The organism is Mesorhizobium sp. BR1-1-15, assembly GCF_020165475.1.
Classification (GTDB): Bacteria; Pseudomonadota; Alphaproteobacteria; order Rhizobiales; family Rhizobiaceae; genus Mesorhizobium.
The window spans coordinates 58,593-82,252 of record NZ_JAIUIF010000012.1; the positions used below are offsets into that span (position 1 = coordinate 58,593).

Below are 23,660 nucleotides of genomic sequence, written 5' to 3' on the forward strand. Positions count from 1 at the left end.
GGATACGCTTTCGTTGGTGGCTGGAGTGCACGGCAACGGTATTGCGATCCATGGGCGTGATGAAATATGCTGTTTTGGCTATTTCGGCGTGATTATCGCGTTTGCTCCCGTTCGAAAGTGTGAATCCTGAAATGGACGATCTCGACCGCATCGACCGCTCGCTGCTGCGCTTGTTGCAGGAGGATGGCCGCCGCACGACGCTCGATCTGGCCCGCCGCGTCGGCCTGTCGCCGACGGGAGCTGCGCAGCGCGTCAAGCGGCTGTTCGCCGAAGGTTTCATCCGCGCGGTGCGAGCCGTTCTCGATCCGGCCAGGATCGGGCAGGCACAGCTCGTCTTCATCGAGGTGCGGCTCGACCACACGGCGCCGCATGTCTTCGACCGCTTCGCCGAAGCGGTGCTGCGGGCGCCCGAGATCATCGAGTGCCACATGGTGGTTGGTGGCTTCGACTATCTGGTCAAGGCACGGATCGCCGACATGGCGACGTTCCAGGATTTTCTGCAGCGTGTCATCCTGCCGCTGCCCGGCGTTCGGGAAACGCACACCTACGCCTCGATCGCCAATGTGAAGCCGGATGCTTTGCTGCCCGTCGCTCCTTGAAGTCGAGTGACATGTTCGCATTTTCTGCAGGTCGGTTCAGCCTTTCTGGTTCGAAGCGGCCGACGAAACCGGCTATATGACCGCTGAGACGAAATTCCCGCCAACCCGAGAAGGAAAACCCAATGAGTTCAGAAAAAGTGGCTGTCATCGTGGCGGGCGGCAGCGGCATGGGGGCGGCAGCGGCCAAGCGGCTGGCGGCGGACGGGTTCAAGGTCGCCATCCTGTCTTCGTCCGGCAAGGGCGAGGCGCTGGCCAAGGAACTGGGCGGCATCGGTGTCACCGGTTCCAACCAGTCGAACGAGGATCTGCGGCGCCTCGCGGACCTGACGCTGGAGCACTATGGCCGCATCGACGTTCTGGTCAACAGCGGCGGCCACGGGCCGCGCGCGCCGATCCTGGAGATCACGGACGAACAGTGGCACGCCGGCATGGACGTCTACCTGCTCAACGTCATCCGGCCGGTGCGCATCGTGGCGCCGCAGATGGTCAAGCAGAAGGCCGGCGCCATCATCAACATCTCGACCGCCTGGGTGGTGGAGCCGAGCCCGATGTTCCCGACCTCGGCCGTGTTCCGCGCCGGCCTTGCCGCCTATACCAAGATATTCGCCAACACTTATGCAGCGGACAATGTGCGCATGAACAATGTGCTGCCCGGCTGGATCGACAGCCTGCCGGCGACGGAAGAACGCCGCGACTCCGTGCCCATGCAGCGCTACGGCACGTCGGAAGAGATCGCCGCGACCATCGCCTTCCTGGCTTCGGAAGGCGCCGGCTACATCACCGGCCAGAACATCCGCGTCGACGGCGGGATCATTCGCGCTATTTGAGGCGGGTCCGGGAGGGAAGGCCTGTCCGACCCGCGTCGCGGAGGGGATCCGGCATCCCGCCTGGCGCGACGACATCTCGCACCAAGGAGGAAAAATGCGGCTTCTGATACTTGGCACCGGCTGGATGGCGCAGGAACATGCACGGCAATTCAGCGCCATCGATGGCGTCGACATTGTCGGGGCCGTCGACCTCGATCCGGCGCGCGTCGGCGAATTCGCCGACGGCTTCAACATCCCCAACCGCTTCACCGTGCTGGAGGAGGCGCTGCAATGGGGCGCCTTCGACGCCGTGGCCAATGTCACGCCGGACCGCATCCACCACCCGACCACCATGAAACTGATCGCCGCCGGCAAGCCGGTGCTGTGCGAGAAGCCGCTGGCCGAGAATTTCGGCAAGGCGATCGAGATGGCCGAGGCCGCCGAGAAAGCCGGCATCGTCAACATGGTGAACCTCACCTACCGCAATGTCGCTGCGCTGCAGAAAGCCCGCCGGATGGTGCAGGCCGGCGAGATCGGCACGGTCCGGCATGTCGAGGCGTCCTATCTGCAGAGCTGGCTGGTGTCGAAATTCTGGGGCGACTGGCGCAGCGACCCGAAATGGCTCTGGCGGCTGTCGCGCGGCCACGGCTCCAACGGCGTGCTTGGCGATGTCGGCATCCACATCCTCGATTTCGCCAGCTATGGCGCGGCCCTCGGCATCGATCATGTGTTCTGCCGGCTGCGTTCCTTCGACAAGGCGCCGGGCAACCGCATCGGCGACTACGGGCTCGACGCCAATGACAGTTTCGCCATGACGGTGGATTTCTCCAACGGCGCCTTCGGCGTGGTGCATGCCAGCCGCTGGGCGACCGGCCATCTCAACGAATTGCGCCTGCGCATCTATGGCGATCGAGGCGGTCTCGAAGTGGTGCACAATCTCGACGGCTCGTCGCTCAAGGCTTGCCTCGGCGAAAATGTCGACGACGGGATATGGGAAGAGCTCGACGCCGGCACGGTGGCCACCAACTACCAGCGTTTCGCCGACGCGGTGCGGACCGGCGTGCAGGCCGAACCGTCCTTCCGCCACGCCGCCGAACTGCAGAAGGTGCTGGATCTGGCCGTGGTGTCGGACGAGAAGCGGGCGGAGCTCGCGGCGAGCGCGCAGACGCGGTGAGGGTGGCGCCTTCCTCTCAGGGACCGGTCACGAGGCCAAAAACCAGTTTTTGCAAATTGCCGCCATTGCCGAATTCGACGCGGTCGAAATCGCGGCTTGCCCGCCGCTGCGCCTGCGACAATTCGGAGAGGCGCCTGGTCATCTCGGTCCGGATCTTGGCGCATTTGGGATCGTCGGCAACGCTGAGGCCGACGGTCGCCGCCTCGATCTTGCGCACCATGGCGATGATATCGGCGCCATGCACTTTCTCATGGGCGGCGACGCCGGCGATGAAGCTGTCCCAGCTCTTCTGCACGGCCGGCGGCAGGGAGCCTGACGGCTTCGGCAAGGCATAGGTGATGATCAGCTTCGGCCTGGCCGATGCCAGGACGCAATCGCCGCCCTTGTTCTGGTAGTCCCTGGTCCAGGTCAGCTTGAAATTGGTGTAGGCGATGGTGCGCGTTTTGGCGCCGCGGATCAGCGGTCCGTTCTCGCCGATCGACCGGTAGAGCTCCTGTCCGGTCCGGCCTGAAATGGCGTAGGGCTCGACCGTCTCGACGGGCTTCCATTGTGCATGGGCGGCAAGCGGCAAGGCGAGCACCGCGACCAGCGACAGGCACAGACGAACACACGCTCTCAACACCGCTCTCCGCGAAACCAGGACCGGCGCCGACGCCAATGCCATCTTGTGGCTTTTCCTATATGCTGCCGGCGGGTGCTGCAAATGTGTTGGAGGGAGGCGCTGGCGCCGTGCGGCAAGACCAGGATGGGTATGGGGTTGAAGAAGTTCCCTCGGTTCGTCATCCTAGGGCGGAGCAAGGAGCGAAGCGACGCGGCGCAGACCCTAGGATGACGAAGATAGGGTGAGGCTTCCAAACCAACGGCCTTGCCGGCGCCGGCGCGTCGCCGTAAGTCGTGCTCATGATCACCTTCCGCAAGGCCCTGGCCTCCGACCTGCCTGCCCTCGTGGCCATGCTGGCGGACGATCCGCTTGGCGCGGCCAGAGAGGATGCCTCGCTGCCGCTGGCGCAGGGCTATGTCGATGCCTTCAACGCCATCGATGCCGACCCCAACCAGTTGCTGGCGGTGGCGGTCGATGGCGCCGACGTGGTCGGCACCTTGCAGATCAGCTTCCTTGCCGGGCTGTCGCGGAAGGGCGCCTGGCGCGGTCAGATCGAGGCGGTGCGGGTCGCCGGGCACCGCCGTTCCGAAGGCATAGGCAGGCTGATGATCGAATGGGCTGTTGATCAATGCCGGGCGCGCGGTTGCGGCCTCGTCCAGCTCACCACCGACAAGACCAGAGCGGACGCGCACCGCTTCTATGAAAGCCTCGGCTTCACCGGCACCCATCTCGGCTACAAGAAGACCTTGTAGCGCAGGCGGGGCCGTCGCTTTCCGCTAAGGCGGGCGGCTGGCGCATGCGGGAAGGCTAGCAGGCCCTATTCAATTTGCGGCGAGACCAGATATAGGTCAGCTAAGTTGACCTATATTCGATGCGTCCGGGGAGGCGTGCTTGACCCTTATGAACCTGTTGGCGTCGCGCTCGTCGCGCATGAAGGCCTCGGAAATCCGCGAGCTGCTGAAGCTGCTCGACCAGCCGGACATCATCTCCTTCGCAGGCGGCATTCCCGATCCGGCGCTGTTTCCGGCCGAGGCGATCCGCGACGCCTATGCCGACGTGCTCGGCGGCGGCGAGGCGGGGGCCGCGCTTCAGTACCAGGTGAGCGAGGGCTATCTGCCGCTGCGGCGATGGATCGCCGGGCAGATGGGCAAGCTCGGCGTCGCCTGCGAGGAAGCCAACATCTTCATCACTTCGGGCTCGCAGCAGGCGCTCGATTATATCGGCAAGCTGCTGCTGTCGCCCGGCGACACCGCACTGGTGACGTGGCCGACCTATCTCGGCGCGCTGCAAGCCTTCAACGCCTATGAACCGCGCTACGACCGGCTGCGGCCGGAAGGCGGTAACATGACGCCGGATGCCTATCGCGCGGCGGCGGCGGCGAATGGCGGCCGGGTCAAGTTCGCCTATCTGGTGCCGGATTTCGCCAACCCGACCGGCAACACGCTGGACAGGCAGCAGCGCGAGGCGGTGCTCGACCTTGCCGGCGAGCTCGACATCGCAATCGTCGAGGACGCCGCCTACCGGGCGCTGCGCTATGATGGCGAAAGCGTGCCGCCGATCCTGGCGCTGGACTGCGCCCGATCCGGCGGCATCGACAAGGCGCGCACGCTCTATTGCGGCTCGTTCTCGAAGATCCTGTCGCCGGGCATGCGCGTCGGCTGGGTCTGCGCGCCGCGTCACGTGGTGGAGAAGCTGGTGCTGATGAAGCAGGCTTCCGACCTGCACAGCCCGTCGATCAACCAGATGGTGATGCACCGGGCGGCCGAAGCGGTGTTCGAGGCCCAGGTCGAAAAGCTGATCGGCGCCTATCGCGAACGCCGCGACGGCCTGCTCGGCGCGCTCGCGGCCAACATGCCGGAAGGCGTGACCTGGAGCCGCCCGGAAGGCGGCATGTTCGTCTGGGTGACGCTGCCGGAAGGCGCTGACGCCACCACGCTCCTGGCGCGCTCGGTGAAGGAGGCGCGTGTCGCCTTCGTGCCCGGCAGCGCCTTCTTCGCCGATGGCACCGGGCGCAACACGCTGCGGCTGTCCTTCACGCTCGCTGACCGGCGCGCGGTGAGCGAGGGCATTCCGCGGCTGGCGGCGCTGCTCAAGGCTTAAGGCGCCGGCCAGACGACGGCGCATCGCCCCAGCGGCGAACAAACCCGGGTTGCCCTGACTTGTTGCTGGTGCAAAATAGCCTTGTGTCCACGAACGCGGGTTCATGCGCCATGACCGACCTTTCCGGTATCTACCGCGACTACATTGCCTGCCTCAACCGGCAGGACTGGCCGAACCTCGGGCAGTTCGTCGACGATGACGTGTCCCACAATGGCAGGCGGATCGGTCTCTCCGGCTACCGTGCGATGCTGGAGAAGGATTTCGACGACATTCCGGATCTTCGTTTCGATATCCGGCTGCTGGTCTGCGATCCGCCTCATGTCGCGAGCCGCCTGATGTTCGACTGCACGCCCAGGGGAAATTTCCTCGGGCTTGCCGTAGACGGCCGGAAAGTGTCCTTCGCCGAGAACGTCTTCTATGAATTTCGCGGCGCGAAGATCCGGCTCGTGTGGTCCATCATCGACAAGGCCGCCATCGAAGCCCAGCTTTGAACCACGAACCTCTCCTGGCGTGCTCGGTGAAGGAAGCGCGTGTCGCCTTCGTGCCCGGCAGCGCCTTCTTCGCCGATGGCACCGGGCGCAACACGCTGCGGCTGTCCTTCACCTTGGCCGACCGCCGCGCTGTGACCGAGGGCATTCCCAGATTGGCCAAGCTGCTGAGGAACTAGCAACCGACCGGATTCCTGGCCCCGGGGCGTCAGGCCGGCTTGTCGGCAGCCCTTGTGCGCCTGGCAAGGCGTGCGGTAAATGCGGGCGTGCCTTTGCCGGTCGAATGAGGATGTCATGGTCTCCGCAACGCCCAGAGTGACGCTGCTTCTCGGCAGCGCGCCCGATGTCGTGCGCTGCGCCGCCTGGCCGAAGGAGACCTTCGCCAGCATCGTCGCCATCAACAATGCCTGGCGCGTGCGCCCCGACTGGGACGTGCTGGTGCATGCCGGCGATTTCCCGTCCGACCGGATGCCGCCTCTGGAACCGCTGCGGCAGGCCGAGATCTTCAGCGCCGCGCATTACGTGCCGGCCCAGAATACTTTCGGCGGCTTCGTCTATGCCGGCGCCACCATGTCGCTGACGGCGGCCTATTGGGCCGTCCACAGCCAGAGGCCGGACGTGCTCGCCTTCCTCGGCTGCGACATGATCTACGACACGGCCGGCGACACCCATTTCTACGGCATCGGCCGCGCCGACCCGCTGCGCGACGATGTCACGCTGCAGAGCCTCGAGGCCAAATCCGCCCGCCTGCTCATTCATGCGCTGCGACGCGGCACGCTCTGCATCAACCTGTCGGACCTGCCGCAAAGCCGCCTGGTCTTCCCAAGGCTGTCCTTCGAGGAATTGCGGGTACTGTCCCCCGAGCGCCTCGCCGGCATGAAGATGGATGCGCGTGCGGGCATCCATCAGCATAGGGTCGAAGCGGCCGAGCAAATCGAGCGCGAGCTCGGCTATTTCTACGAGGATGGCATGTACTGGAACCATCTCGACGAAATCGACCGCGCGCAGCTAGCCGACATTGACCGGCTCTGGATCTCGGCGATCGGTCCGGCTGAGCCGACCGAAGAATGCAGCGCGGCGGAATAGCGCCGTCCGGCAGCTTTTGTTGCAGGGACCAGCAATTCCCGCGGCTCCCACCAGCAGTTTCGCGCCAAATTGCCTAATTTCGGGCCGCTTTTCGGCTAAACTTGTCGGCATCTTGGCTGGAAGTGGAGGAAGCCATGAGCTTGCGCCTCGGTTTCGCCGTGCTGGTGCTGTTCGGCCTCGCCAATCAGGCGGCGGCTTTCGAGATTTCAAGCCCGTCGGTTTCCAACGGCAAATGGGCCGAAAAATATCTCGGCGACAAGGCCGGCGGCTGCAGCGGGCAAAGCGTATCGATCGCTTTGAGATGGAAGGACCCGCCGGCAGGCACCAAGAGCTACGCGCTCACCATGTTCGACCCCGACGCCGGCGGCGGCAAGGGCTTTTGGCACTGGCTGGCCTGGAACATCCCGGCAAGCGCGAAGGGCTTGGCCGAAGGGGCGGGCTCGAAGCGCGGCAAAGGCTTGCCCAAGGGTACGGTGCTCGGCAAGGGCGGCATCGGCCGCGCAGGCTATTTCGGGCCATGCCCGCCGCCCGGCAGCGGCACGCATCACTATGTCTTCACGCTCTATGCGCTCGGCGCGCCGAAGCTGCGCGCGCCGGAGAATCCCTCTCCGGAAATGGTGGCAGTGGCCGCGAAGAGCCAGGCGCTCGGCGAGACCAGCGTGACGTACACCTATGGGCGGTAAGCATGACCGGTTCAGGCAGTCGCCCGGGCCACCAGCGCATTGACGACGCTGTTGGCAAACACGTTCCAAGAGATCGTTTGAATTCCGTTCCGGTGGCCATCTGGCGGCTTTGCGCGCGGCCTCGGCCGGCGCGTCAGCGCGTCCAGAAATCGCGATGCGGCGCGATCAGCTCGTCCTCGATCTCGGGGAAGGGGCCAAAGACCTCGATCTTCTTCTGGCCCGAGGCGAGCACTGTGCGCGAGGGCAGGCTCATCGTCGGATTCTCGGCGTGATCGCCGGTGAGCGCCAGGAGCTTCGTCTCCTCGAAGCCGTAGACCAGGCGGCCGATATTGGCCCAGTAGAGCGTTCCGGCGCACATCGCACAGGGTTCGCCGGTCGAGACCAGCGTGCAGGACCAGAGGAAATCCGGCTCGTAGGCAGCCGCGGCGCGCCGGGCAAGCTCCGTCTCGGCATGGCGCACCGTGTCGAGATTTCCCTGGCGCATAAGCACGCGATCGTCCGGCCCGACCAGCACACAGCCGAACGGATGATGGCCGTGCACGACCGCCTCGCGAGCGACGGCGTCGGCGGCGCGAAGGTGGGCGAGCATCTGGTCGCGGGTCATTGCGCAATCCTAACACGACGGGCGAGGGGAGGAACCGACACCCGGCGACCGGCTTCGTAGGGCTGAGAGTGCGCCGATCGGCGGGCATTGGCAAGCTTCGCCCGGCGGGCAAAACCCGAGCGCGGACCATCGCCTGATCAGGTTTGAAGCACTGTTCTCCGCTCTCGTATCCCTGTATACGAAATTGAAATGATCTGTTTTGAGGAATTGATGAGTCCACCGCCTGGGACCGTGCCGTTTTTCAGCCAGTGGGAGACGCCCGACATGACCTTGGCCGTGCTTGCCGATGGCGCCGAGGTGGCGCTGCGGCGCGATGCGCTGTGGGAGAACTCGGGCGCGCGCACACTCGACGAATACGCGCTGTGGGCCGCCAATGTCTGCGGCATGGCGTGCCTCAAGATGATCCTGGCGGCGCGCGGCCAGATCGTGCCGACCATCGAACTGGCCAGGCGCTGCACCGGATATGGCGGTTATGTCGTCACCGAACGATCGATCAAGGGCCTGATCTACGCCCCCTTTGTCAGCTTCGTGAAGGCGGAATTCGGCCTGGAAGCGAAGGTGATGACCAGTGTCGCTACATCGGATATTCCGGCGATCCTCGGGCAGTCGCGCTTCTTCATCGCCTCGGTCAGCAGTTCGATCCGCTGGCCCGAGCGCGAGCCGCCGTCCAAGGGCGGCCATCTGGTGCTGGTCATGTCGGCATCGGATGAAGGTTTTCGCTTTCACAATCCGTCCGGCCATACCGGCGCCACACAGGCGAACGCAGTGTTGGCGGCCGCCGATTTCGATCGCTTCTTTGCCAATCGCGGCATTGCCGTCAGCATTTGATCTTGTGGGATTTCGATGAAGGACAAGGCTTTTTCAATGAAGAGCAAGATTAGGGTCGCCGTCCTCTATGGCGGACGTTCGGCCGAGCATGACGTATCGCGCCTTTCGGCCGCCAATGTGCTGAAGGCCATCGACCGGACGCTTTACGAGGTGGTCCCGATCGCCATTTCCAGGGACGGAAGATGGCTGCTGCAACCATCCTCCGAGGCTGGCGACGACAGAGCCGGGGCACCGGTGTCTGAGGACGGCGTGGAGGTCGCATTGTTGCCCGGTGGTAGAGGCAGGCTGGTGGCCGCACCAGGCGGCGGAGCACAGCCCGACCTGCCGCCGGTCGACGTCGTCTTTCCCGTGCTGCACGGTCCTTTCGGCGAGGACGGCTCGGTGCAGGGCTATGCCGAGGTCGCCGACGTCGCCTATGTCGGCTGCGGCATTCTCGCCTCGGCCGCCGCCATGGACAAGGATGTCGCCAAGCGGCTGCTGCGCGAGGCCGGGCTGCCGGTTGCCCGTTCCGTCACCGTGCATCGAAACGATGTCGGGCCGTTCCAGGAGATCGCCGGCGCGCTCGGCCTGCCTTTCTTCGCCAAGCCGGCGCGCCAGGGCTCGTCGTTCGGCGTCAGCAAGGTGAACGACCGGGACGGCTTCGAACGGGCCGTCGAGACGGCTTTCCGCTACGACGGCAAGGTCCTGATCGAAGAGTTCGTCGACGGCCGCGAGATCGAATGCTCGGTGCTGGAGCGGGCCGAAGGAACGCTGACCGTATCGCTGCCCGGCGAAATCATTCCGGCCGGCAAGCACGGCTTCTACACCTATGAAGCCAAATATCTCGACGCCGACGGCGCCGTGGTGAACGTGCCCGCCGATGTCCCGTCCGCGGTCGCCGACCAGGCAAGGGAGATGGCGGCACAAGCTTTCCAGGCGCTCGGCTGCGAGGCGATGGCCCGCGTCGACCTCTTCCTGCGGGCTGACGGCTCGCTGCTGGTCAACGAGGTCAACACGCTGCCCGGCTTCACCGACATCTCGATGTATGCCAAGGCGCTGGCGGCGATCGGCATCGGCTACAGCCAGGTCATCGACGTGCTGATCGAGCACGCACTGGCGCGGCATGCCGCGCGAAAGTCCTGACGTTCGGCGGGGCATTGACGCCGGATCATGCGAAGCTAGATTCGAGCCCTTGGCGAGAGGAGAGCTTGCATGGAAGAACTGCATCGCGGCCGGCTCATCGATCATATCCAGCTGGTGGTCAGGGACATCGCCGCCAGCCGCCGCTTTTACGAAGCAGTATTTCGAGTGCTCGATATTCCGATCGGCGGCAGCGCCGCCGATTATTTCTGGGCCGACGAGCTTTTCATTTCAACCGCCGACAGCCGCGCGGCTCGGGGAGAGTTGACCGGTCGCCATCACCTGGCATTCCAGGCGAAAGACCGCGCCATGGTCGATGCGTTCTATAAGGCCGGGCTGGACGGCGGCGGCAGGGACAATGGCGGGCCGGGTGAACGCCGGTACCACCCCGGCTACTACGCCGCTTTCCTTCTCGACCCGGACGGCAACAACATCGAAGCGGTGCATCACGGGGCGGCCAACCGCAGTGCCGCCTCGGTGAAGATCACGTTCTAGAATGCGCCGACAAGAGGCGGGTGGTTTTGCCTTGATGTGGCCCGTCCCGGCTTGATCCCAATCGGGTGGAGGGAGCTCGATCCACGCGGAGGCGACCCGTCCGTGGGGCAGGCCTTGAAGGCCATGTGAGGCATAGTTACATCAACCATTAAGCGTGCGTTTGCACGCGAATACAACGCTTTGGCCAAGCTTCATCTATGGAGGTTGTCATGGCAAATACACTCATGGAAGGAAAGAAAGGCCAGGACTGGCTCAATCTGGTCCTTGCCGTCTGCCTGTTCATCTCACCCTGGATAATCGGCTTCGCTGCTGAAACCGCTCCCGCATGGAACGCCTGGATTGTCGGCGTCGTGCTGGGCGCGGTGGCCGTGGCGGCGCTTGCCGCCTTCGCCGAGTGGGAGGAATGGGTAGGTGTCGTTCTCGGGCTCTGGCTGATCGTGTCGCCCTGGCTGCTCAAATTCATGGCGAACACGAATGCGATGGCCACCCACGTCATTCTCGGCGTGCTGGTGGTTGCCGTATCGGGTTGGGCCGTCTGGGACGTCCGTCACCCGCACGCACATGCGTGACCGCTGACCAAGGACGGGGCCGGCGCGCGAGCGGGGCCCCTTCCGGCTTTGAACGTCTGCCCATTGCGTTTGCCGCCGGCTGCGAAGGGCAGGGTCGCCGGCTTGCAATCTGAGGCCAGGCCATGGATCTCGACGGACCGAACGCCATATCCTGCACAGCATATCCTGCGTAATTCAGGGAGTTTTGAGCGTGACCCTCGCGCGGATGGCGGTTCTGGCAGCGGCCTTCATGGCCGCCGCGGCCGCCAGTCACTCTTCCGTGACCGCGGAGGCTGCGGAGAAGGTCGCGTTGCGCGTCGTGATCGACGGCGCCATCGGCCCGGCGAGCGCCAGGCAGCTCAACGAAGCGCTGGCCAAAGCCGCCGAGCGGCACGCCGAAGCCGTTGTCCTCGAGATCGACACGCCGGGCGGGCTGGTCACCTCGATGCGCGAAATGATCGCCGATATCCTTGCCTCGCCGGTTCCCGTCATCGGCTATGTCGCGCCCGCCGGCGCGCATGCGGCAAGTGCCGGAACCTATATCCTTTATGCCACCCATGTCGCGGCGATGGCGCCCGGCACCAATCTGGGTGCCGCCACGCCGGTCGAGCTTGGCGGGCTGCCATCCCTTCCCGGTGGCGACCAAAAGGACAAGGGCGACCAGAAGAATGCCACCGGGCCTCCGGCGGGCGACGCGATGATGACCAAGGTAACGAACGACGCGGTCGCCTTGATCCGTTCGCTCGCCGAACTGCGCGGCCGCAATGCCGACTGGGGCGAAAGGGCCGTGCGCGAGGCGGCCAGCCTTTCCGCCAATGCGGCACTTCAGGCACATGTAGTCGACCTCGTCGCCCGCGACACGGCCGAGCTGCTCCAGCTTGCTGACGGCCGCACGGTCGAGGTGGCCGGCAAGCAACAGGTGCTGGCGACCAAGGGCGTGGCGGTCGAGACGCTCGATCCCGGCTGGCTGATCCGGCTTCTCGCCGTCATCACCGATCCCAACATCGCCGTCGTCCTGATGCTGGCCGGCGTCTACGGCCTCGTCTTCGAGTTCACCAGCCCAGGCGCCGTGGCGCCCGGCGTGATCGGGACCATCTGCCTGCTGCTCGGGCTCTATGCCCTCAATCTGCTGCCGATCAGCTATACCGGCCTCGCCCTGATGCTGCTTGGCATCGCCTTCCTCGTCATCGAGGCCTTCAACCCGACCGTGGTGCTCGGGCTTGGAGGCGTGGCCGCCTTCCTGCTCGGCGCCGCCATGCTGCTCAAGGTCGAGGGCCCGGGCTTCGAGATGTCGTGGGCGCTCATCGGCACCGCCGCGGCGCTGACGCTTGGCCTGGCGCTGCTGGCCGGCAGCTATCTGTGGAGGGCGCGCAGGAGCCTGCCGCGTGTCGGCGCGCAGGCCATGCACGGGCTGCCGGCCAGGATCCTCGACTGGTCGGGCAGCGAGGGCCATGTGTTCGCGCAGGGCGAGCGCTGGCGGGCGAAAGCCGATGAACCGCTCGCCCCCGGCGACAGCGTCGAGGTGGCCGATGTCAGGGATCTCGTGCTGACGGTCCGGCGCAGGAACAATGGAGCAAGGCAATGATCATCGGTTACGTCGCCTACCTGGTGCTCGCCCTCATCGTGCTGATCTTCCTGTCCGCGGCCATTCGCATCCTGCGGGAATATGAGCGCGGCGTGGTCTTCACGCTCGGCCGCTTCACCGGGGTGAAGGGCCCCGGCCTCATCCTCCTCGTCCCCTTCGTCCAGCAGATGGTGCGGGTCGACCTGCGCGTGGTGGTCCAGGACGTGCCGCCGCAGGACGTGATCTCGCGCGACAATGTCTCGGTGAAGGTGAACGCGGTGCTGTATTTCCGCATCGTCGACGCCGAGCGGGCCGTCATCCAGGTCGAGGACTTCATGGCCGCGACAAACCAGCTTGCGCAGACCACATTGCGCTCGGTTCTCGGCAAGCACGAGCTCGACGAGATGCTGGCCGAGCGCGACAAGTTGAACAGCGACATCCAGGAGATCCTGGACCAGCGGACCGACGCATGGGGCATCAAGGTGTCCAATGTCGAGATCAAGCATGTCGACCTCAACGAAAACATGGTCCGCGCCATCGCTAAGCAGGCCGAGGCTGAAAGGCTGCGGCGCGCGAAGGTGATCAACGCCGATGGCGAGCAGCAGGCGGCGGCAAAGCTGGTCGAGGCCGGCAAGATGCTGGCGCAGGAGCCACAGGCCATGCAACTGCGCTATTTCGAGGCGCTGCACGACATCGCCGGCGAGCGCTCGTCGACGGTGGTGTTTCCGCTGCCGATGGACCTGCTAGCGATCTTCAACAAGCAGCCGGGCGCCGGGAAATAAGCTTGGGAGGGGTTTGGCAGCCCGGCCGCGGGCCGGCGAGTTCGGGACCGGCACGATCACCCGGCGATTCCCCGAAGTTGCGATCTCCACGCCAAGCGCTGCCGGTCCTTTGCTGTCAATTTTAGGAGTTTTATTCAGAATTCGGCAATATATAGCGGGCTTTTTAGCGGATTCATTGTTTTTAATCAGCTTAAGCTTTCGCTATGGATTCTCGACTAGGGTGACGGCGAAATGATCGAGAGCCCTGACGGCGTGGCGGCTTGCCCGGCCAGTCAGGTCAATCGCCTCCTGCAAGTCAAGCTTCGGTTGCATAAATGAGTGGGCCCATGTCGATTGCCGGCATCATCGAAAGGATCCTGGACAAGTTGTCCGGCTCCAGCCTGCTTGCGGCCGGCCTTTTGCTGCTGACCGCGCTGGGCAGCGCCCTGATCGCCTATTGGCGGACGGCGGAGCGCAAGAGCTTCAGGGAATTCTTCGATTTCGTCTTTCCCAACGAGATCGTCACGCATCCCTCGGCGCGGGCGGACCTGCTTTTCTGGATCACCCGCAAGGCGATTATGCCCTTCCTGATGCTGCCCGCGGGCGTGACCTTCGTCGTCGCCGTCGGTTACGCGACGAATCGGACGCTGGCGGCACTCCTGCAAATCGAGCCGCCGCTGCTGCCGGGACCGCCGGGGGCGGTGACGATCGTCATCTTCACGGTGACGATGCTGATCGCCTACGACATATCCTATTACCTCTACCATGTGGCCCAGCACCGCTTCCCGTTCCTGTGGGAGCTGCACAAGGTGCATCACTCGGCGGAGGTGATGGTCGGGATCACCAAGGACAGGGTTCATCCGCTCGACGAGCTCATGAACCGCGCCTGGGACGGCGTCATACCCGGGATCTGCTTCGGCATCTGGACCCTTTTGTCGCTTAACCTCGTCGAAGTGACGATCTTCGGCGTCAACGTCTACGTCATGCGCAATATCCTGATGATGGATTTCGTCAGGCACACCCATTTCAAGATATCGTTCGGGCCGCTCAACAACATCGTGCTGTGCCCGCATTGGCACCAACTGCACCACAGCGTCGATCCAAGGCACTACGACAAGAATTTCGGCTTGCTGTTCTCGTTCTGGGACCGGCTATTCGGAACGTTGTGCGTGCCCAAGCCCGATGAGGATTTCAGGTTCGGATTGATGGAACGCGGCGCGCGCGACTATCAATCCCTGTCCGGGCTTTACGTGCTGCCGCTCAAGAAGATGTGGGGGCACATCGCCCGGCGGTTTCGCCGCCGCGCTTCGTCCGAGCCGACACGGAGCCCGCAGCCATGAACGCTCACGCCGCGATCGAGGGCCCGAAGGCCGGCGCTTTGGAGATCGTCACCTCCGAGGAGCGCCTCGCGTCGGTCGGGCCGGCCTGGACGGAGCTGTGGCGCCGGGCGGAGGGGCTGATCTTTCAAAGCCACGCCTGGGTCACGGCGTGGTGGCAGACGGCCCCGGACCGGGAGCTGCGTGGTCTCAGGATCGGCCTCGTCTGGAACGGTGACCGGATCGACGCCGTCATCCCGCTGGCGACGGTGCGGCGCAAGGGCGTCAACATCCTGGAATGGGCTGCCAAGGACCACAGCGACTATGGCGACGTGCTGGTCGCGCCGGACTGCGATCCGGCGGCGGTCGCGGCGCTATGGCAGGAAATTTCGGCCGCGGGCGGCTTCGATCTCGTCTATCTGAACCGCCTGCTGCCGGACGCCGCGATGCGCACGCTGCTTGCTCCCGCTTCGGCGCCCAAGATGGCGCTGCGCCCGAACCGCCGCAGCGAAACCAGCTTCCGGGTCGCCGGGCCATGGCGTACGGGCGCGGACTGGTTCGGGGAACAAACGAAGAAGATGCGCCAGAATTATCGCCGTGGCCGCAAATTCCTCGAGGAAGGCGGCGAAGTGCGGTTCCGCCTCATGTCGCCGGACGAGCCGATGCAGCCCGTCCTCGAGAGGCTCGCCGAGTTCAAGCGCAAATGGCTCGCCGCGCGCGGACACGAATCCAACCTGTTCGATGAGGGGTCGCCGGCCCTGGCCGCGCTGGTCGCCGTGCTGGCCAGGGAAGGACTCCTGCATGTCTTCGTGCTGGAATGCGCCGGGATGGTGGTGGCGGTCTCGATCAATTTCGTCCAGCGCAACACGATGATGGCCTTCGTCACGACCTACGATCCGGATGTCGAACGGGCGTCTCCCGGCATGGTGCTGATGATGGACTACATCCAGTGGTCGATCGACAGAGGGCTGACGATGGTCGACTTCCTGTGCGGCGGCGAGGACTTCAAGCGGCGCTTCGCGACCCAGTCGGTGACGCTGGATTCGGTGCTGGGAACAAGGACCTTGCGCGGAACACTCGCCGCGCTGGCGGACCGGACCCTGCACGCCGGCAGGGAACTTCACCAGCGGTTGCGGCCCGATCCTCGCCAAAAGCCCGCACCGGTGGAATAGGCCCGATTCACCGGCGACGTGCGAACCTATCGGTCGATCATCATCATGGTGCGGTCGCCGTAGCGCGGGCCGGAGACCTTCCCCGGGGCCAGCGCGTCGTCGAGCGCCGCCATCTCGGCGGCCTCCGGTTTCAGCGACGCAGCGGCGACATTTTCTTCCAGATATTTGATCCGCTTGGTGCCGGGGATCGGCACGATGTCGACACCGAAGACGTTGCCCTTCTCCAGGAGCCAGGCCAGCGCGATCTGCCCTGGCTTGATGCCTTTGGCGGCGGCGATGTCGCGAACCTTCGCGGCGGCCTCGACATTGGCGTCGTAGTTCGCGCCCTGGTAGCGCGGGTCGCCGCGGCGGTAATCGCCTTCCGGATAGTCCTCGGCGCGCTTGGCGCCGCCGGTCAGGAAGCCGCGGCCGAGCGGTGAGAACGGCACCAGGCCGATGCCGGTTTGCCGCAGCAGGGGAATGATTTCCGGCTCGAGATTGCGCTCCCACAGCGAGTACTCACTCTGCAGCGCCGAGATCGGAAACACGGCGTGCGCCCGCTGGATGTTGGCGGCTCCCGCCTCCGACAGGCCGAAGAAGCGGACCTTGCCCTGTTTTACCAGCTCGCCGACCGTGCCGGCGACATCCTCGGCCGGCACGGCCGGATCGACACGGTGCTGGTAGAGAAGGTCGATATGGTCGGTGGCGAGCCGCTTCAACGACCCTTCAACCGCCGCCCTGATGGTTTGCGGCCTGCTGTCGCGTTCGGTGCCGACCTGCCGGCCATTTTCGATGCGAAAGCCGAATTTGGTGGCGATGGTCACCTGGTCGCGCTTGCCCTTCAAGGCGCGGCCGAGCAGCGCCTCATTGGCGTAAGGGCCATACACCTCGGCGGTGTCGAGGAAGGTGCAGCCGAGTTCGATGGCGCGGTGCAGCGTGGCGATGGATTCGGCTTCGTCGGCCGGGCCGTAGGACTGGCTCATGCCCATGCAGCCGAGGCCGATGGCCGAGACCCGCAGCCCCTGGCTGCCGAGCTTGCGTGTGTCGAGCGTCATGGCGTGTTCTCCAGAGGGGGGAATTCAAACACCATATAGCGCGCGCGCTCAATTTCCACAGGTAGGCGGCGTCCAGCGGGCTCGCCCGGCCACCGGAGCCCTGATGCAGGTCGCCCGAAATGACTTAGCGCGTCGCCTCAAATCTGTTCAGACGAGGCGCTTCAGGGCAGGGGCCGGTCCGCCGGGGCGGCCGTTGACATGAGCGTCCGGCAAGCGGTCGATCATGGTCAGGCCCTCGAATTCGATGGCGGCTCCAAGCAGTTGGGCGGCCGCCAGGACCAGGTGCTCGACGTCCTCGAGAGCAACGTTTTCGTCGAGGTTCCTGAGCCTGATTCGTTCGGCCACCGCGGTGATGTTGACGATGCCGTACGTCCTGAAAGCCGTCGTGACCGCGGATTGAACGTCATCGCGCAACCGCGTCGAGTAGTCATACCGCATCGAAACCTCCTGGACTGGTTTTGCCTTTGTAGCATGCGCCTCGCATCGGCGTCTGGCAAGCGAAAATATGAAAATAGTCGATATATATCAGTTAGTTAGCATGGTTACGCAAAGGCGCACCCGACGCTTTATAGTCATCATGAGCAGGATGGGGAGGTCGCGTATTTGCCGACCTTGACGTGTTAGGATTGCTATCCTAATTATTAGTGGAATGAGACAGATACTCATTCGCGTATTGGGTTTTGCGAGGAAGTGCCGTGACTGAACTGGAACGTCCTGAACGCTTGCAGGTCATGCTGACCGCCGATGAACTGGCGGCATTGGAGAACTGGCGCTTCGACAAGCGCATGCCGAGCCGCTCGGCCGCGGTCAGGGAGCTCTTGCGGCGTGGCCTCGCCTCGGACGGATTCCTGGCGGCGGAGCAGGGCGTCAAGTCCCAGGACTTCGGACTGCTGTCCACCCCGGGCGGCAACGGCAATGTGGGCGACGGCCATTCTGACTGAGGCGCGGTGACATTCAGGTGATGCCGGCCCGCAAGGACGGGTTCCGCGCTTCCGGTGCCCATGGACTTGAATGTCCGCTCTGTCCTGGTGCTCGAAAACCATTTTGTATGGTCGCTGGCGTCTCCGATGCCGGCCGCCCTGATCTGCGGAACGACCTTCCCCTCGATCACTCCAGCCGGCGAGGCGATTTCGATGAAGTTGAAGCAGCAGGCCGCTTCAAGGTGATTGCCTTGTCCGGCGCACGCGTTATCTAGTGGCTATAGGCTGACACCTGGCGGGGCAATGGCTGACATAGCAAGCGGTGAAAAACAGGACGCAACGGCCGATGCGCAGCTGGCGGCGATCGTCGATTCCTCCTTCGACGCCATCATCAGCAAGGACCTGAACAGCATCATCAAAAGCTGGAACCAGGCGGCCGAACGCATGTTCGGCTACAGCGCGGAGGAAGCGTTGGGGCAGTCGATCCTGATGCTCATCCCCGACCACCTCAAGAACGAGGAAACCGAGATCATCGCCAAGGTCCGCCGCGGCGAACGCCTCGCGAGCTACGAGACGACGCGAAAGCGCAAGGACGGCACCTTCATTGCCGTTTCGCTGACGGTGTCGCCGATCAGGAACGCCAGCGGCGAGATCGTCGGCGCCTCGAAGATCGCCCGCGACATCAGCGCCAGCAGGGAGAACGAGCGCCGGATCAAGATGCTGATGCGCGAGGTCAACCATCGCGTCAAGAACCAGTTTGCGGTGATCCTGTCGATGGTCAGGGAAACCAGCAAGCGCTCGCAGGACCCGCGCGAGTTCGAGGAGATGATCCGCGCCCGCATCATGGCGCTGTCACGCTCGCACGATCTGCTGGTCACCTCGAACTGGGCGGGAGCCAGCCTGTTCGACCTGGTCCAGGAACATCTCAAACCGTTCGGCCGCGAGGAGCAGATACTGCTTTCGGGACCGCTGCTGACCTTGCAGTCGAATGCGGTGCAGAATCTCGGCATGGCTTTCCACGAGCTCGGCACCAATTCGTCCAAGTATGGAGCGCTCGCCAGCGATTCCGGCCGGGTCGAGGTGACCTGGAGCATGAGCGACGACGCTCTGGCCGAACGCGAATTCCAACTTGTCTGGGAGGAGCGGTCGCCCCCCTATAGCGGCGGCGACGAGCGCGACGACACCACGCGCAAGGGGTTCGGCACCGTTGTCCTGCAAAGGGTGGCGCCGCAGTCGCTCGGCGGGTCCGCCGTGATCGAGCGCTCGCCCGGCTATTTCAGATGGACGCTGAATGCGCCGCTGGCGTCGATCATTGTGCCGCAGCACCCTATGGAAGACGCCGGCCAGACGATCGGCTTAGGCATCTGAAAGCTGCCGCTGCCGATCCGCCGTGGCCAAGGCGCGCCGCATTTGCGGATTCAGGCGACTACAGGATGTTGCCCGTCACCTCGACGATGATCGCAGCCCCTTCGAGCGAGCCGTCGGGCACATGCACGACACGCGAAACGCGCAGGTCCTGGGCGTTTCCGTCGACGGACAGCGAAACGCTCTCGCCGATCCGGGGCACGGCCTGGAAAACGGCCTCGATCGATTGAGGCCGGTTGTCGATGGATACGCGGCAGTTGACGGTCATGGGCATCTCCTGTGGCGGCCACCCCACGCGTCAACGCCGGCCCCTCGGAATGGTTTCAGGCAGGGATGCGGCAATCCCCGAACGTCGATGCCGGCGCCTGGCCGACCGGTCAATTCGGGAAATTGTTGACCGGCTCCTCGCAGCGGTAGACCGGACAGTGCCCGTCACGGGCCGGGATATAGGCCGACATCGGCACTTCGGGCCAATCGCATTCATTGCCGAACTGCCTGACATAGCGGTCATAGGTGTTGGGGCCGGTGGTCAGCACGACGGCGCGGTGGCTCTGGATCATGGCGCGGATCTGCGCGCAGCTCATGGCGCGGCTGTCGGGCCGGGCTTCGGCCAGGCCGGTGGCGGCAAGCATGGCAGCCACGGTCGGCAACAGTATTCGAACGGACATGGCGGTCTCTCCAAGGCATGATCCGCAACGCCGGGCGGTTTGCGCCTGGTCGCGGCATACCGGGGAGATTCGCACTTTGTCTGGCGGTTGCGCAACAGCCGGCGTCTTCTCTTGCCAGGGACGGCGCGGGCGCGCAACCAAATCGCGCCTCGCGCATTGCTGGGCATGCTCGGCAGGAAGCCTTACCAGACCCCGCGATGGCCGCCCGGGAACAGGGAGCGCGAAGCCATGTGCTGTTCGTTCTGCGGCGGCCGCGACCACGGCTACGAGGACTGTCCGCAAAGACCGCCGTCCGACAATCCGGCCGAGCCGAACTTCGATGATCCGCCGGGCGGCGATCTGATCAAGAGCGGCCCGGGCGAGGGCAGGCAAGGCGCATAAGAATTTCGCGATCCGGTCGCCCCGCGCATCAATGGGCGTGCGCTTCGTTGCGCTTGCGGGTCGCGGCTGCCTTCCTGGCCGATGCCGACCGGCTCGCGGCCGAACGCGAGGCGGAAGCCTTGCCGCCCTTTTCGCCGCCCTTGTGCGCGGCGGGATGGCCGGTGTGCTTGCCGCGGCCGGAGCCGCCCTCCTTCTTGCCGCCGCCATCATCCTTGTTGACGGTGGCCCAGGCGCGGCGCTCGGCTTCCTTCTCGGACACGCCGCGATGCTCGTAGCCCTCGGCGATGTGGTCTGCCTTGCGCTCCTGCTTGTCGGTGTATTTCGATTTTTCTCCACGTGGCATGGCTCTGCTCCCGGGTTCATCCGATGCCCCTGCAACTGCGCAGCCAAGGATGTGGTTCCAATTCCCTTGGTCGCGGCCGGCTGAGAAGGTTCCCGCTGAGCCGCTCCAGGCGTTAGTTCGACGCGATTCCCCAGGGAAAGCGCTAGGTGGGAAACCGCTAGGCACTTTTCCTAACATTGCCCTCTCGGGCGGCGGTTTCGGGGCCGGCGAAGAAAGCGCTCAATTCGGCGGCCGTTTGCGCGGGTGCTTCTTCGGGAAAGAAATGCCCGCCCTGGACCGCATGGCCGCGCAGATCGCCGGCCCAGCCGCGCCACAAGGCCAGCGGTCCGCCTTCGCCGGCATACCATTCGGCGAGCGCGCCTTGCCCGCTCCACAGCGCCAGCACCGCGCAGGCTATGCGCCGGCCGCCGGCGCGATCGGCATGGTCGTGCCCGCGGTCGAGCATCGCGGCCGCCCGGTACTCCTCGCAGATCGCATGGGCATGGGCGGGATCGCGCAGGGCCTCGACATAGGCCTGGCGCACGCCGGCGGAAAATGTCTCTGGCGACGAGCCCCAGCCGCCCAGGGCATCATCGACGATCGCGTCGGCCGCACTGGCCAGGAGCTTTTCCGGCAGCGGCTCCGGCTGCGCCAGCAACGACCACGGCCAATAGCCGAGCGCCAGCCTGGCGTCGGCCCGGTCCCAGGCGTCGGCGGTGGGCACGATGTCGAGCACGGCAAGCCTTTCGACGCGGTCGGGATGGTCGAGCGCGAGGCGGTAGGCGACACGCCCGCCGCGATCATGGCCGGCGACCATGAAGCTGGAAAAGCCGAGCTCGGCCATCAGCGCCACCATGTCGCGGGCCATGGCGCGCTTGGCGTAAGGGGCGTGATCGGCGCTCGACGCCGGGCATGAGCTGGCGCCATAGCCGCGCAGGTCGGCGCATATGACGGTGAACCGGTCCGCCAGGCGTGGCGCCACGTCGCGCCACATCAGATGCGTCTGCGGAAAGCCGTGCAGCAGAAGGACGGCGGGCCCGTCGCCGGCGCGCCGGGCGAAGATGCGGGCGTCGCCGCAGTCGACCTCGAGGGTCTGAAAACCTTCGAACATGATTGCCTCCGGCAGGCGAAACGGCGGCAGGACGCGAGCGGTTGCAATGCGCGCCTGCGAAAGCCGCCAACTTTTTCCGCCGACATGCGTTGTCCCTGCGAGCAGAGCGTTTGGACCGAAGACATCGCGAACAGTTCCGCGCGTTGCGCGAGGAGGTTCGGGATGTCTCCGGTCCAAACACAGAGGAGATGACCATGCCGACCAGCACCCAGAGCGACAGTTCGAAAGCAACCAGCAAGCAGCGCAGCATCCAGCGCAAGGTCGACGCCAAGGACCGCGCCAAGGCCAAGCCCAAGGGCGACGGCGCCATGCAGGCCGGCGCGCGAAAATATCCCGCGCCGCCTTTTCCCGCCCAGCATCATCCCAAACCCGGCGAGGAATGGGCCATCGAGCCGGCGCCGCTCTATGACGCGCCGTTCTGGCGCGGTTCGGGAAAGCTGGAAGGCAAGGCGGCGTTGATCACCGGCGGCGATTCCGGGATCGGCCGTGCGGTGGCCGTGCTGTTCGCGCGCGAGGGTGCCGATATCGCCATCGTCTATCTCAGCGAGGACCGTGACGCGGAGGCGACCAAGCAAGCGGTCGAAGCGGAGGGCCGCCGCTGCCTCGCCTTGCGCGGCGATGTCGGCAATCGCGCCTTCTGCGCCAAGGCCGTGGCAAGGGTCGTCAAGGAACTGGGGCGGCTCGACGTGCTGGTCAACAACGCCGCCTTCCAGATCCATTCCACCGATTTCGCCGACCTGACCGAGGAGCATTTCGACACCACGCTGAAGACCAACCTCTACGGCTACTTCCATATGGCGCAGGAGGCGGTGGCGCATATGAAGCCGGGTTCGGCCATCATCAACACCGGTTCGGTCACCGGCATCGAGGGATCGAAGGACCTGGTCGACTACTCCATGACCAAGGGCGGCATCCATGCCTTCACCCGGGCGCTGTCGGGCAACCTCGTCGGCAAGGGCATCCGCGTCAACGCGGTGGCGCCGGGGCCGGTGTGGACGCCGCTCAATCCGTCGGAGAAGGAGGCGCAGGACGTGTCGCAGTTCGGCGCCAAGACGCCGATGAAGCGGCCCGCACAGCCGGAGGAAATCGCGCCGGCCTATGTGTTCCTGGCCTCGCCGCAATGCTCCAGCTACATCACCGGCGAAATCCTGCCGATCGTCGGCGGTTATTGAGGCAAGCTATCGAAGGCACGCCATCGACTATTGGGCGGCCGGTGAGGGTGGCCCAACCTGGAAAGGAGGCCGAGATGAGACTTCTCGCCGTCATGTTCGTCAGCCTGATGCTCGCGGCGCCCGCCGCGGCGCTGGCGCAGGCCGAGCAGCAGAACCCCGACAAGCAGGCGCCCAGCGAAAAATGCCGGGCCAAGCCCGACGGCAACCAGCAGCCGACCGACAACACGCTGACCGAGACGCTGAACGATTGCGGCGGCGTGCTGAAGCCGCCGCCGACAGGCGACCAGGGCATGGCCGCGCCGGCGCCCAACGAAGGCAAGACGCCGGTGATCAAACCGGGTGAAGTGCCGCCGCAGCCGCCGAAACAGTAGCCGGCGGCTTGCCGCGATGCAGCTATCGGGTTCCGAACCGCCCCTTGAGGCGGCAGGCTTTCAGGATTTGCCGTTGCCGGGCAGAAATTCCGCCTCGCGCCCGGCATCGATCATGGCCCGCATCGCCTTCTCGGCCGGGGTCCAGCCATCGAGGGCATCGCGGCAGCTGCGCCATGCGGCGCGGTAGCGCCGGCCGTGCTTGCCGGGCCAGTCGCGCAGGCATTCCAGGCCTTCCCAGGCGCTGCGCACCACGCGCTCGCGGGCCGGTCCGACCTTCAGCCTGACCGGACGGGGAAAGAACTTGTCGTTCACGGCGATCTCCATTGAAACTGAGGCGCCCGATAACGCCGGCCGCCGTTCCGGGGTTCCGTC

At 65.1% G+C, this 23,660-nt stretch carries 30 protein-coding genes and 1 pseudogene; 22 read left to right on the forward strand and 9 right to left on the reverse strand.

Translation table 11 applies throughout. The annotated features are described in order from the left end of the window. Positions 1 to 131 precede the first annotated feature (131 nt). The 3 genes from LB541_RS20070 (at position 132) to LB541_RS20080 (ending at position 2,579) form a co-directional block, all read left to right on the forward strand. A complete protein-coding gene (locus LB541_RS20070) occupies positions 132 to 599 on the forward strand; it encodes an Lrp/AsnC ligand binding domain-containing protein (protein ID WP_224619424.1) in 468 nt (155 codons plus the stop codon). A 122-nt stretch (positions 600 to 721) separates the two neighbouring features. Beyond that, a complete protein-coding gene (locus LB541_RS20075) occupies positions 722 to 1,426 on the forward strand; it encodes an SDR family oxidoreductase (protein ID WP_140557856.1) in 705 nt (234 codons plus the stop codon). A gap of 94 nt (positions 1,427 to 1,520) precedes the next feature. Then, a complete protein-coding gene (locus LB541_RS20080; RefSeq protein ID WP_224619425.1) occupies positions 1,521 to 2,579 on the forward strand; it encodes a Gfo/Idh/MocA family protein in 1,059 nt (352 codons plus the stop codon). A gap of 16 nt (positions 2,580 to 2,595) precedes the next feature. On the opposite strand, the gene LB541_RS20085 is transcribed toward LB541_RS20080, so the two are convergent. Further along, positions 2,596 to 3,243: a DUF922 domain-containing Zn-dependent protease gene (locus LB541_RS20085; RefSeq protein WP_140561090.1), complete on the reverse strand. Its 648-nt coding sequence runs from the start codon at positions 3,241 to 3,243 to the stop codon at positions 2,596 to 2,598. Positions 3,244 to 3,479: 236 nt separating this feature from the next. Here LB541_RS20085 and LB541_RS20090 point away from each other — a divergent pair, with 236 nt between their 5' ends. The 6 genes and pseudogenes from LB541_RS20090 to LB541_RS20115 all read left to right on the forward strand — a co-directional run bounded on the left by LB541_RS20090 (position 3,480) and on the right by LB541_RS20115 (position 7,537). Then, positions 3,480 to 3,932: a GNAT family N-acetyltransferase gene (locus LB541_RS20090; protein WP_140500024.1), complete on the forward strand. Its 453-nt coding sequence runs from the start codon at positions 3,480 to 3,482 to the stop codon at positions 3,930 to 3,932. A 148-nt stretch (positions 3,933 to 4,080) separates the two neighbouring features. Further along, positions 4,081 to 5,280, forward strand: a complete 1,200-nt coding sequence (locus tag LB541_RS20095) for a PLP-dependent aminotransferase family protein (RefSeq protein ID WP_181167687.1) — start codon at positions 4,081 to 4,083, stop codon at positions 5,278 to 5,280. Between the two features lie 110 nt (positions 5,281 to 5,390). Beyond that, positions 5,391 to 5,771 carry an ester cyclase gene (locus tag LB541_RS20100; protein ID WP_140500021.1) on the forward strand — a complete coding sequence of 127 codons (381 nt, stop codon included), beginning with the start codon at positions 5,391 to 5,393 and terminating at the stop codon, positions 5,769 to 5,771. 11 nt (positions 5,772 to 5,782) lie between these two features. Then, a pseudogene (locus LB541_RS20105) lies at positions 5,783 to 5,947 on the forward strand (PLP-dependent aminotransferase family protein); the annotation flags it as partial. 115 nt (positions 5,948 to 6,062) lie between these two features. Then, positions 6,063 to 6,854, forward strand: a complete 792-nt coding sequence (locus LB541_RS20110) for a hypothetical protein (RefSeq protein ID WP_224619426.1) — start codon at positions 6,063 to 6,065, stop codon at positions 6,852 to 6,854. Between the two features lie 134 nt (positions 6,855 to 6,988). Continuing rightward, positions 6,989 to 7,537, forward strand: coding sequence for a YbhB/YbcL family Raf kinase inhibitor-like protein (locus LB541_RS20115; protein ID WP_140500017.1), 549 nt, complete (start codon positions 6,989 to 6,991; stop codon positions 7,535 to 7,537). Positions 7,538 to 7,670: 133 nt separating this feature from the next. On the opposite strand, the gene LB541_RS20120 is transcribed toward LB541_RS20115, so the two are convergent. Beyond that, positions 7,671 to 8,141: a nucleoside deaminase gene (locus tag LB541_RS20120; RefSeq protein WP_224619427.1), complete on the reverse strand. Its 471-nt coding sequence runs from the start codon at positions 8,139 to 8,141 to the stop codon at positions 7,671 to 7,673. Positions 8,142 to 8,351: 210 nt separating this feature from the next. On the opposite strand from LB541_RS20120, the gene LB541_RS20125 reads away from it, so the two are divergent. From LB541_RS20125 to LB541_RS20160, 8 genes are all read left to right on the forward strand, one after another. Then, positions 8,352 to 8,969 carry a C39 family peptidase gene (locus LB541_RS20125; protein WP_140500014.1) on the forward strand — a complete coding sequence of 206 codons (618 nt, stop codon included), beginning with the start codon at positions 8,352 to 8,354 and terminating at the stop codon, positions 8,967 to 8,969. 36 nt (positions 8,970 to 9,005) lie between these two features. Continuing rightward, positions 9,006 to 10,091: a D-alanine--D-alanine ligase family protein gene (locus LB541_RS20130; protein WP_224619429.1), complete on the forward strand. Its 1,086-nt coding sequence runs from the start codon at positions 9,006 to 9,008 to the stop codon at positions 10,089 to 10,091. 69 nt (positions 10,092 to 10,160) lie between these two features. Then, complete coding sequence (locus LB541_RS20135; protein WP_140500011.1) at positions 10,161 to 10,583, forward strand: VOC family protein; 423 nt, start codon at positions 10,161 to 10,163, stop codon at positions 10,581 to 10,583. A gap of 209 nt (positions 10,584 to 10,792) precedes the next feature. Continuing rightward, complete coding sequence (locus LB541_RS20140; protein ID WP_140500009.1) at positions 10,793 to 11,152, forward strand: SPW repeat protein; 360 nt, start codon at positions 10,793 to 10,795, stop codon at positions 11,150 to 11,152. A 190-nt stretch (positions 11,153 to 11,342) separates the two neighbouring features. Beyond that, the gene (locus LB541_RS20145; protein WP_224619430.1) at positions 11,343 to 12,716 is read left to right on the forward strand and encodes an NfeD family protein; all 1,374 of its coding nucleotides are present in this window, start codon (positions 11,343 to 11,345) and stop codon (positions 12,714 to 12,716) included. Next, positions 12,713 to 13,477: a slipin family protein gene (locus LB541_RS20150; RefSeq protein ID WP_140515988.1), complete on the forward strand. Its 765-nt coding sequence runs from the start codon at positions 12,713 to 12,715 to the stop codon at positions 13,475 to 13,477. Before LB541_RS20145 ends, LB541_RS20150 begins: the two co-directional genes overlap by 4 nt. Positions 13,478 to 13,803: 326 nt before the next feature. After that, positions 13,804 to 14,796, forward strand: coding sequence for a sterol desaturase family protein (locus LB541_RS20155; RefSeq protein ID WP_140500004.1), 993 nt, complete (start codon positions 13,804 to 13,806; stop codon positions 14,794 to 14,796). Next, positions 14,793 to 15,944 (forward strand): GNAT family N-acetyltransferase, encoded by a 1,152-nt coding sequence (locus LB541_RS20160; RefSeq protein ID WP_140739649.1) that lies wholly within the window; start codon positions 14,793 to 14,795, stop codon positions 15,942 to 15,944. The genes LB541_RS20155 and LB541_RS20160 overlap by 4 nt, the downstream gene beginning before the upstream one ends. A gap of 26 nt (positions 15,945 to 15,970) precedes the next feature. On the opposite strand, the gene LB541_RS20165 is transcribed toward LB541_RS20160, so the two are convergent. After that, on the reverse strand, positions 15,971 to 16,978 hold the full coding sequence (locus LB541_RS20165) for an aldo/keto reductase (protein WP_224619432.1): 1,008 nt from the start codon (positions 16,976 to 16,978) through the stop codon (positions 15,971 to 15,973). A gap of 147 nt (positions 16,979 to 17,125) precedes the next feature. Continuing rightward, positions 17,126 to 17,416, reverse strand: coding sequence for a hypothetical protein (locus LB541_RS20170; protein ID WP_224519116.1), 291 nt, complete (start codon positions 17,414 to 17,416; stop codon positions 17,126 to 17,128). A gap of 257 nt (positions 17,417 to 17,673) precedes the next feature. Between LB541_RS20170 and LB541_RS20175 the strand changes: the two genes are divergently transcribed. Beyond that, positions 17,674 to 17,919: a hypothetical protein gene (locus tag LB541_RS20175; protein ID WP_140499998.1), complete on the forward strand. Its 246-nt coding sequence runs from the start codon at positions 17,674 to 17,676 to the stop codon at positions 17,917 to 17,919. A 282-nt stretch (positions 17,920 to 18,201) separates the two neighbouring features. Continuing rightward, positions 18,202 to 19,266, forward strand: coding sequence for a sensor histidine kinase (locus tag LB541_RS20180; protein ID WP_140499996.1), 1,065 nt, complete (start codon positions 18,202 to 18,204; stop codon positions 19,264 to 19,266). 58 nt (positions 19,267 to 19,324) lie between these two features. Here the strand turns inward: LB541_RS20180 and LB541_RS20185 are convergent, their stop codons facing one another. Further along, the gene (locus LB541_RS20185; protein WP_140515979.1) at positions 19,325 to 19,531 is read right to left on the reverse strand and encodes a hypothetical protein; all 207 of its coding nucleotides are present in this window, start codon (positions 19,529 to 19,531) and stop codon (positions 19,325 to 19,327) included. Between the two features lie 109 nt (positions 19,532 to 19,640). Further along, positions 19,641 to 19,931, reverse strand: a complete 291-nt coding sequence (locus tag LB541_RS20190) for a hypothetical protein (protein ID WP_140521515.1) — start codon at positions 19,929 to 19,931, stop codon at positions 19,641 to 19,643. A gap of 228 nt (positions 19,932 to 20,159) precedes the next feature. On the opposite strand from LB541_RS20190, the gene LB541_RS20195 reads away from it, so the two are divergent. Further along, positions 20,160 to 20,312 (forward strand): hypothetical protein, encoded by a 153-nt coding sequence (locus LB541_RS20195; protein ID WP_181173439.1) that lies wholly within the window; start codon positions 20,160 to 20,162, stop codon positions 20,310 to 20,312. 28 nt (positions 20,313 to 20,340) lie between these two features. On the opposite strand, the gene LB541_RS20200 is transcribed toward LB541_RS20195, so the two are convergent. Together LB541_RS20200 and LB541_RS20205 are read right to left on the reverse strand one after the other, a co-directional pair. After that, positions 20,341 to 20,655: a plasmid stabilization protein gene (locus tag LB541_RS20200; RefSeq protein ID WP_140515975.1), complete on the reverse strand. Its 315-nt coding sequence runs from the start codon at positions 20,653 to 20,655 to the stop codon at positions 20,341 to 20,343. 157 nt (positions 20,656 to 20,812) lie between these two features. After that, a complete protein-coding gene (locus tag LB541_RS20205) occupies positions 20,813 to 21,745 on the reverse strand; it encodes an alpha/beta fold hydrolase (RefSeq protein ID WP_140521516.1) in 933 nt (310 codons plus the stop codon). A 194-nt stretch (positions 21,746 to 21,939) separates the two neighbouring features. On the opposite strand from LB541_RS20205, the gene LB541_RS20210 reads away from it, so the two are divergent. Then, on the forward strand, positions 21,940 to 22,917 hold the full coding sequence (locus LB541_RS20210; RefSeq protein WP_140499988.1) for an SDR family oxidoreductase: 978 nt from the start codon (positions 21,940 to 21,942) through the stop codon (positions 22,915 to 22,917). Positions 22,918 to 22,991: 74 nt separating this feature from the next. After that, on the forward strand, positions 22,992 to 23,288 hold the full coding sequence (locus tag LB541_RS20215; RefSeq protein WP_224619434.1) for a hypothetical protein: 297 nt from the start codon (positions 22,992 to 22,994) through the stop codon (positions 23,286 to 23,288). Positions 23,289 to 23,348: 60 nt separating this feature from the next. Here the strand turns inward: LB541_RS20215 and LB541_RS20220 are convergent, their stop codons facing one another. Then, entirely contained in the window at positions 23,349 to 23,600 is a 252-nt protein-coding gene (locus LB541_RS20220; protein WP_140499984.1) for a DUF982 domain-containing protein, read from the reverse strand. Between the last annotated feature and the right edge of the window lie 60 nt (positions 23,601 to 23,660).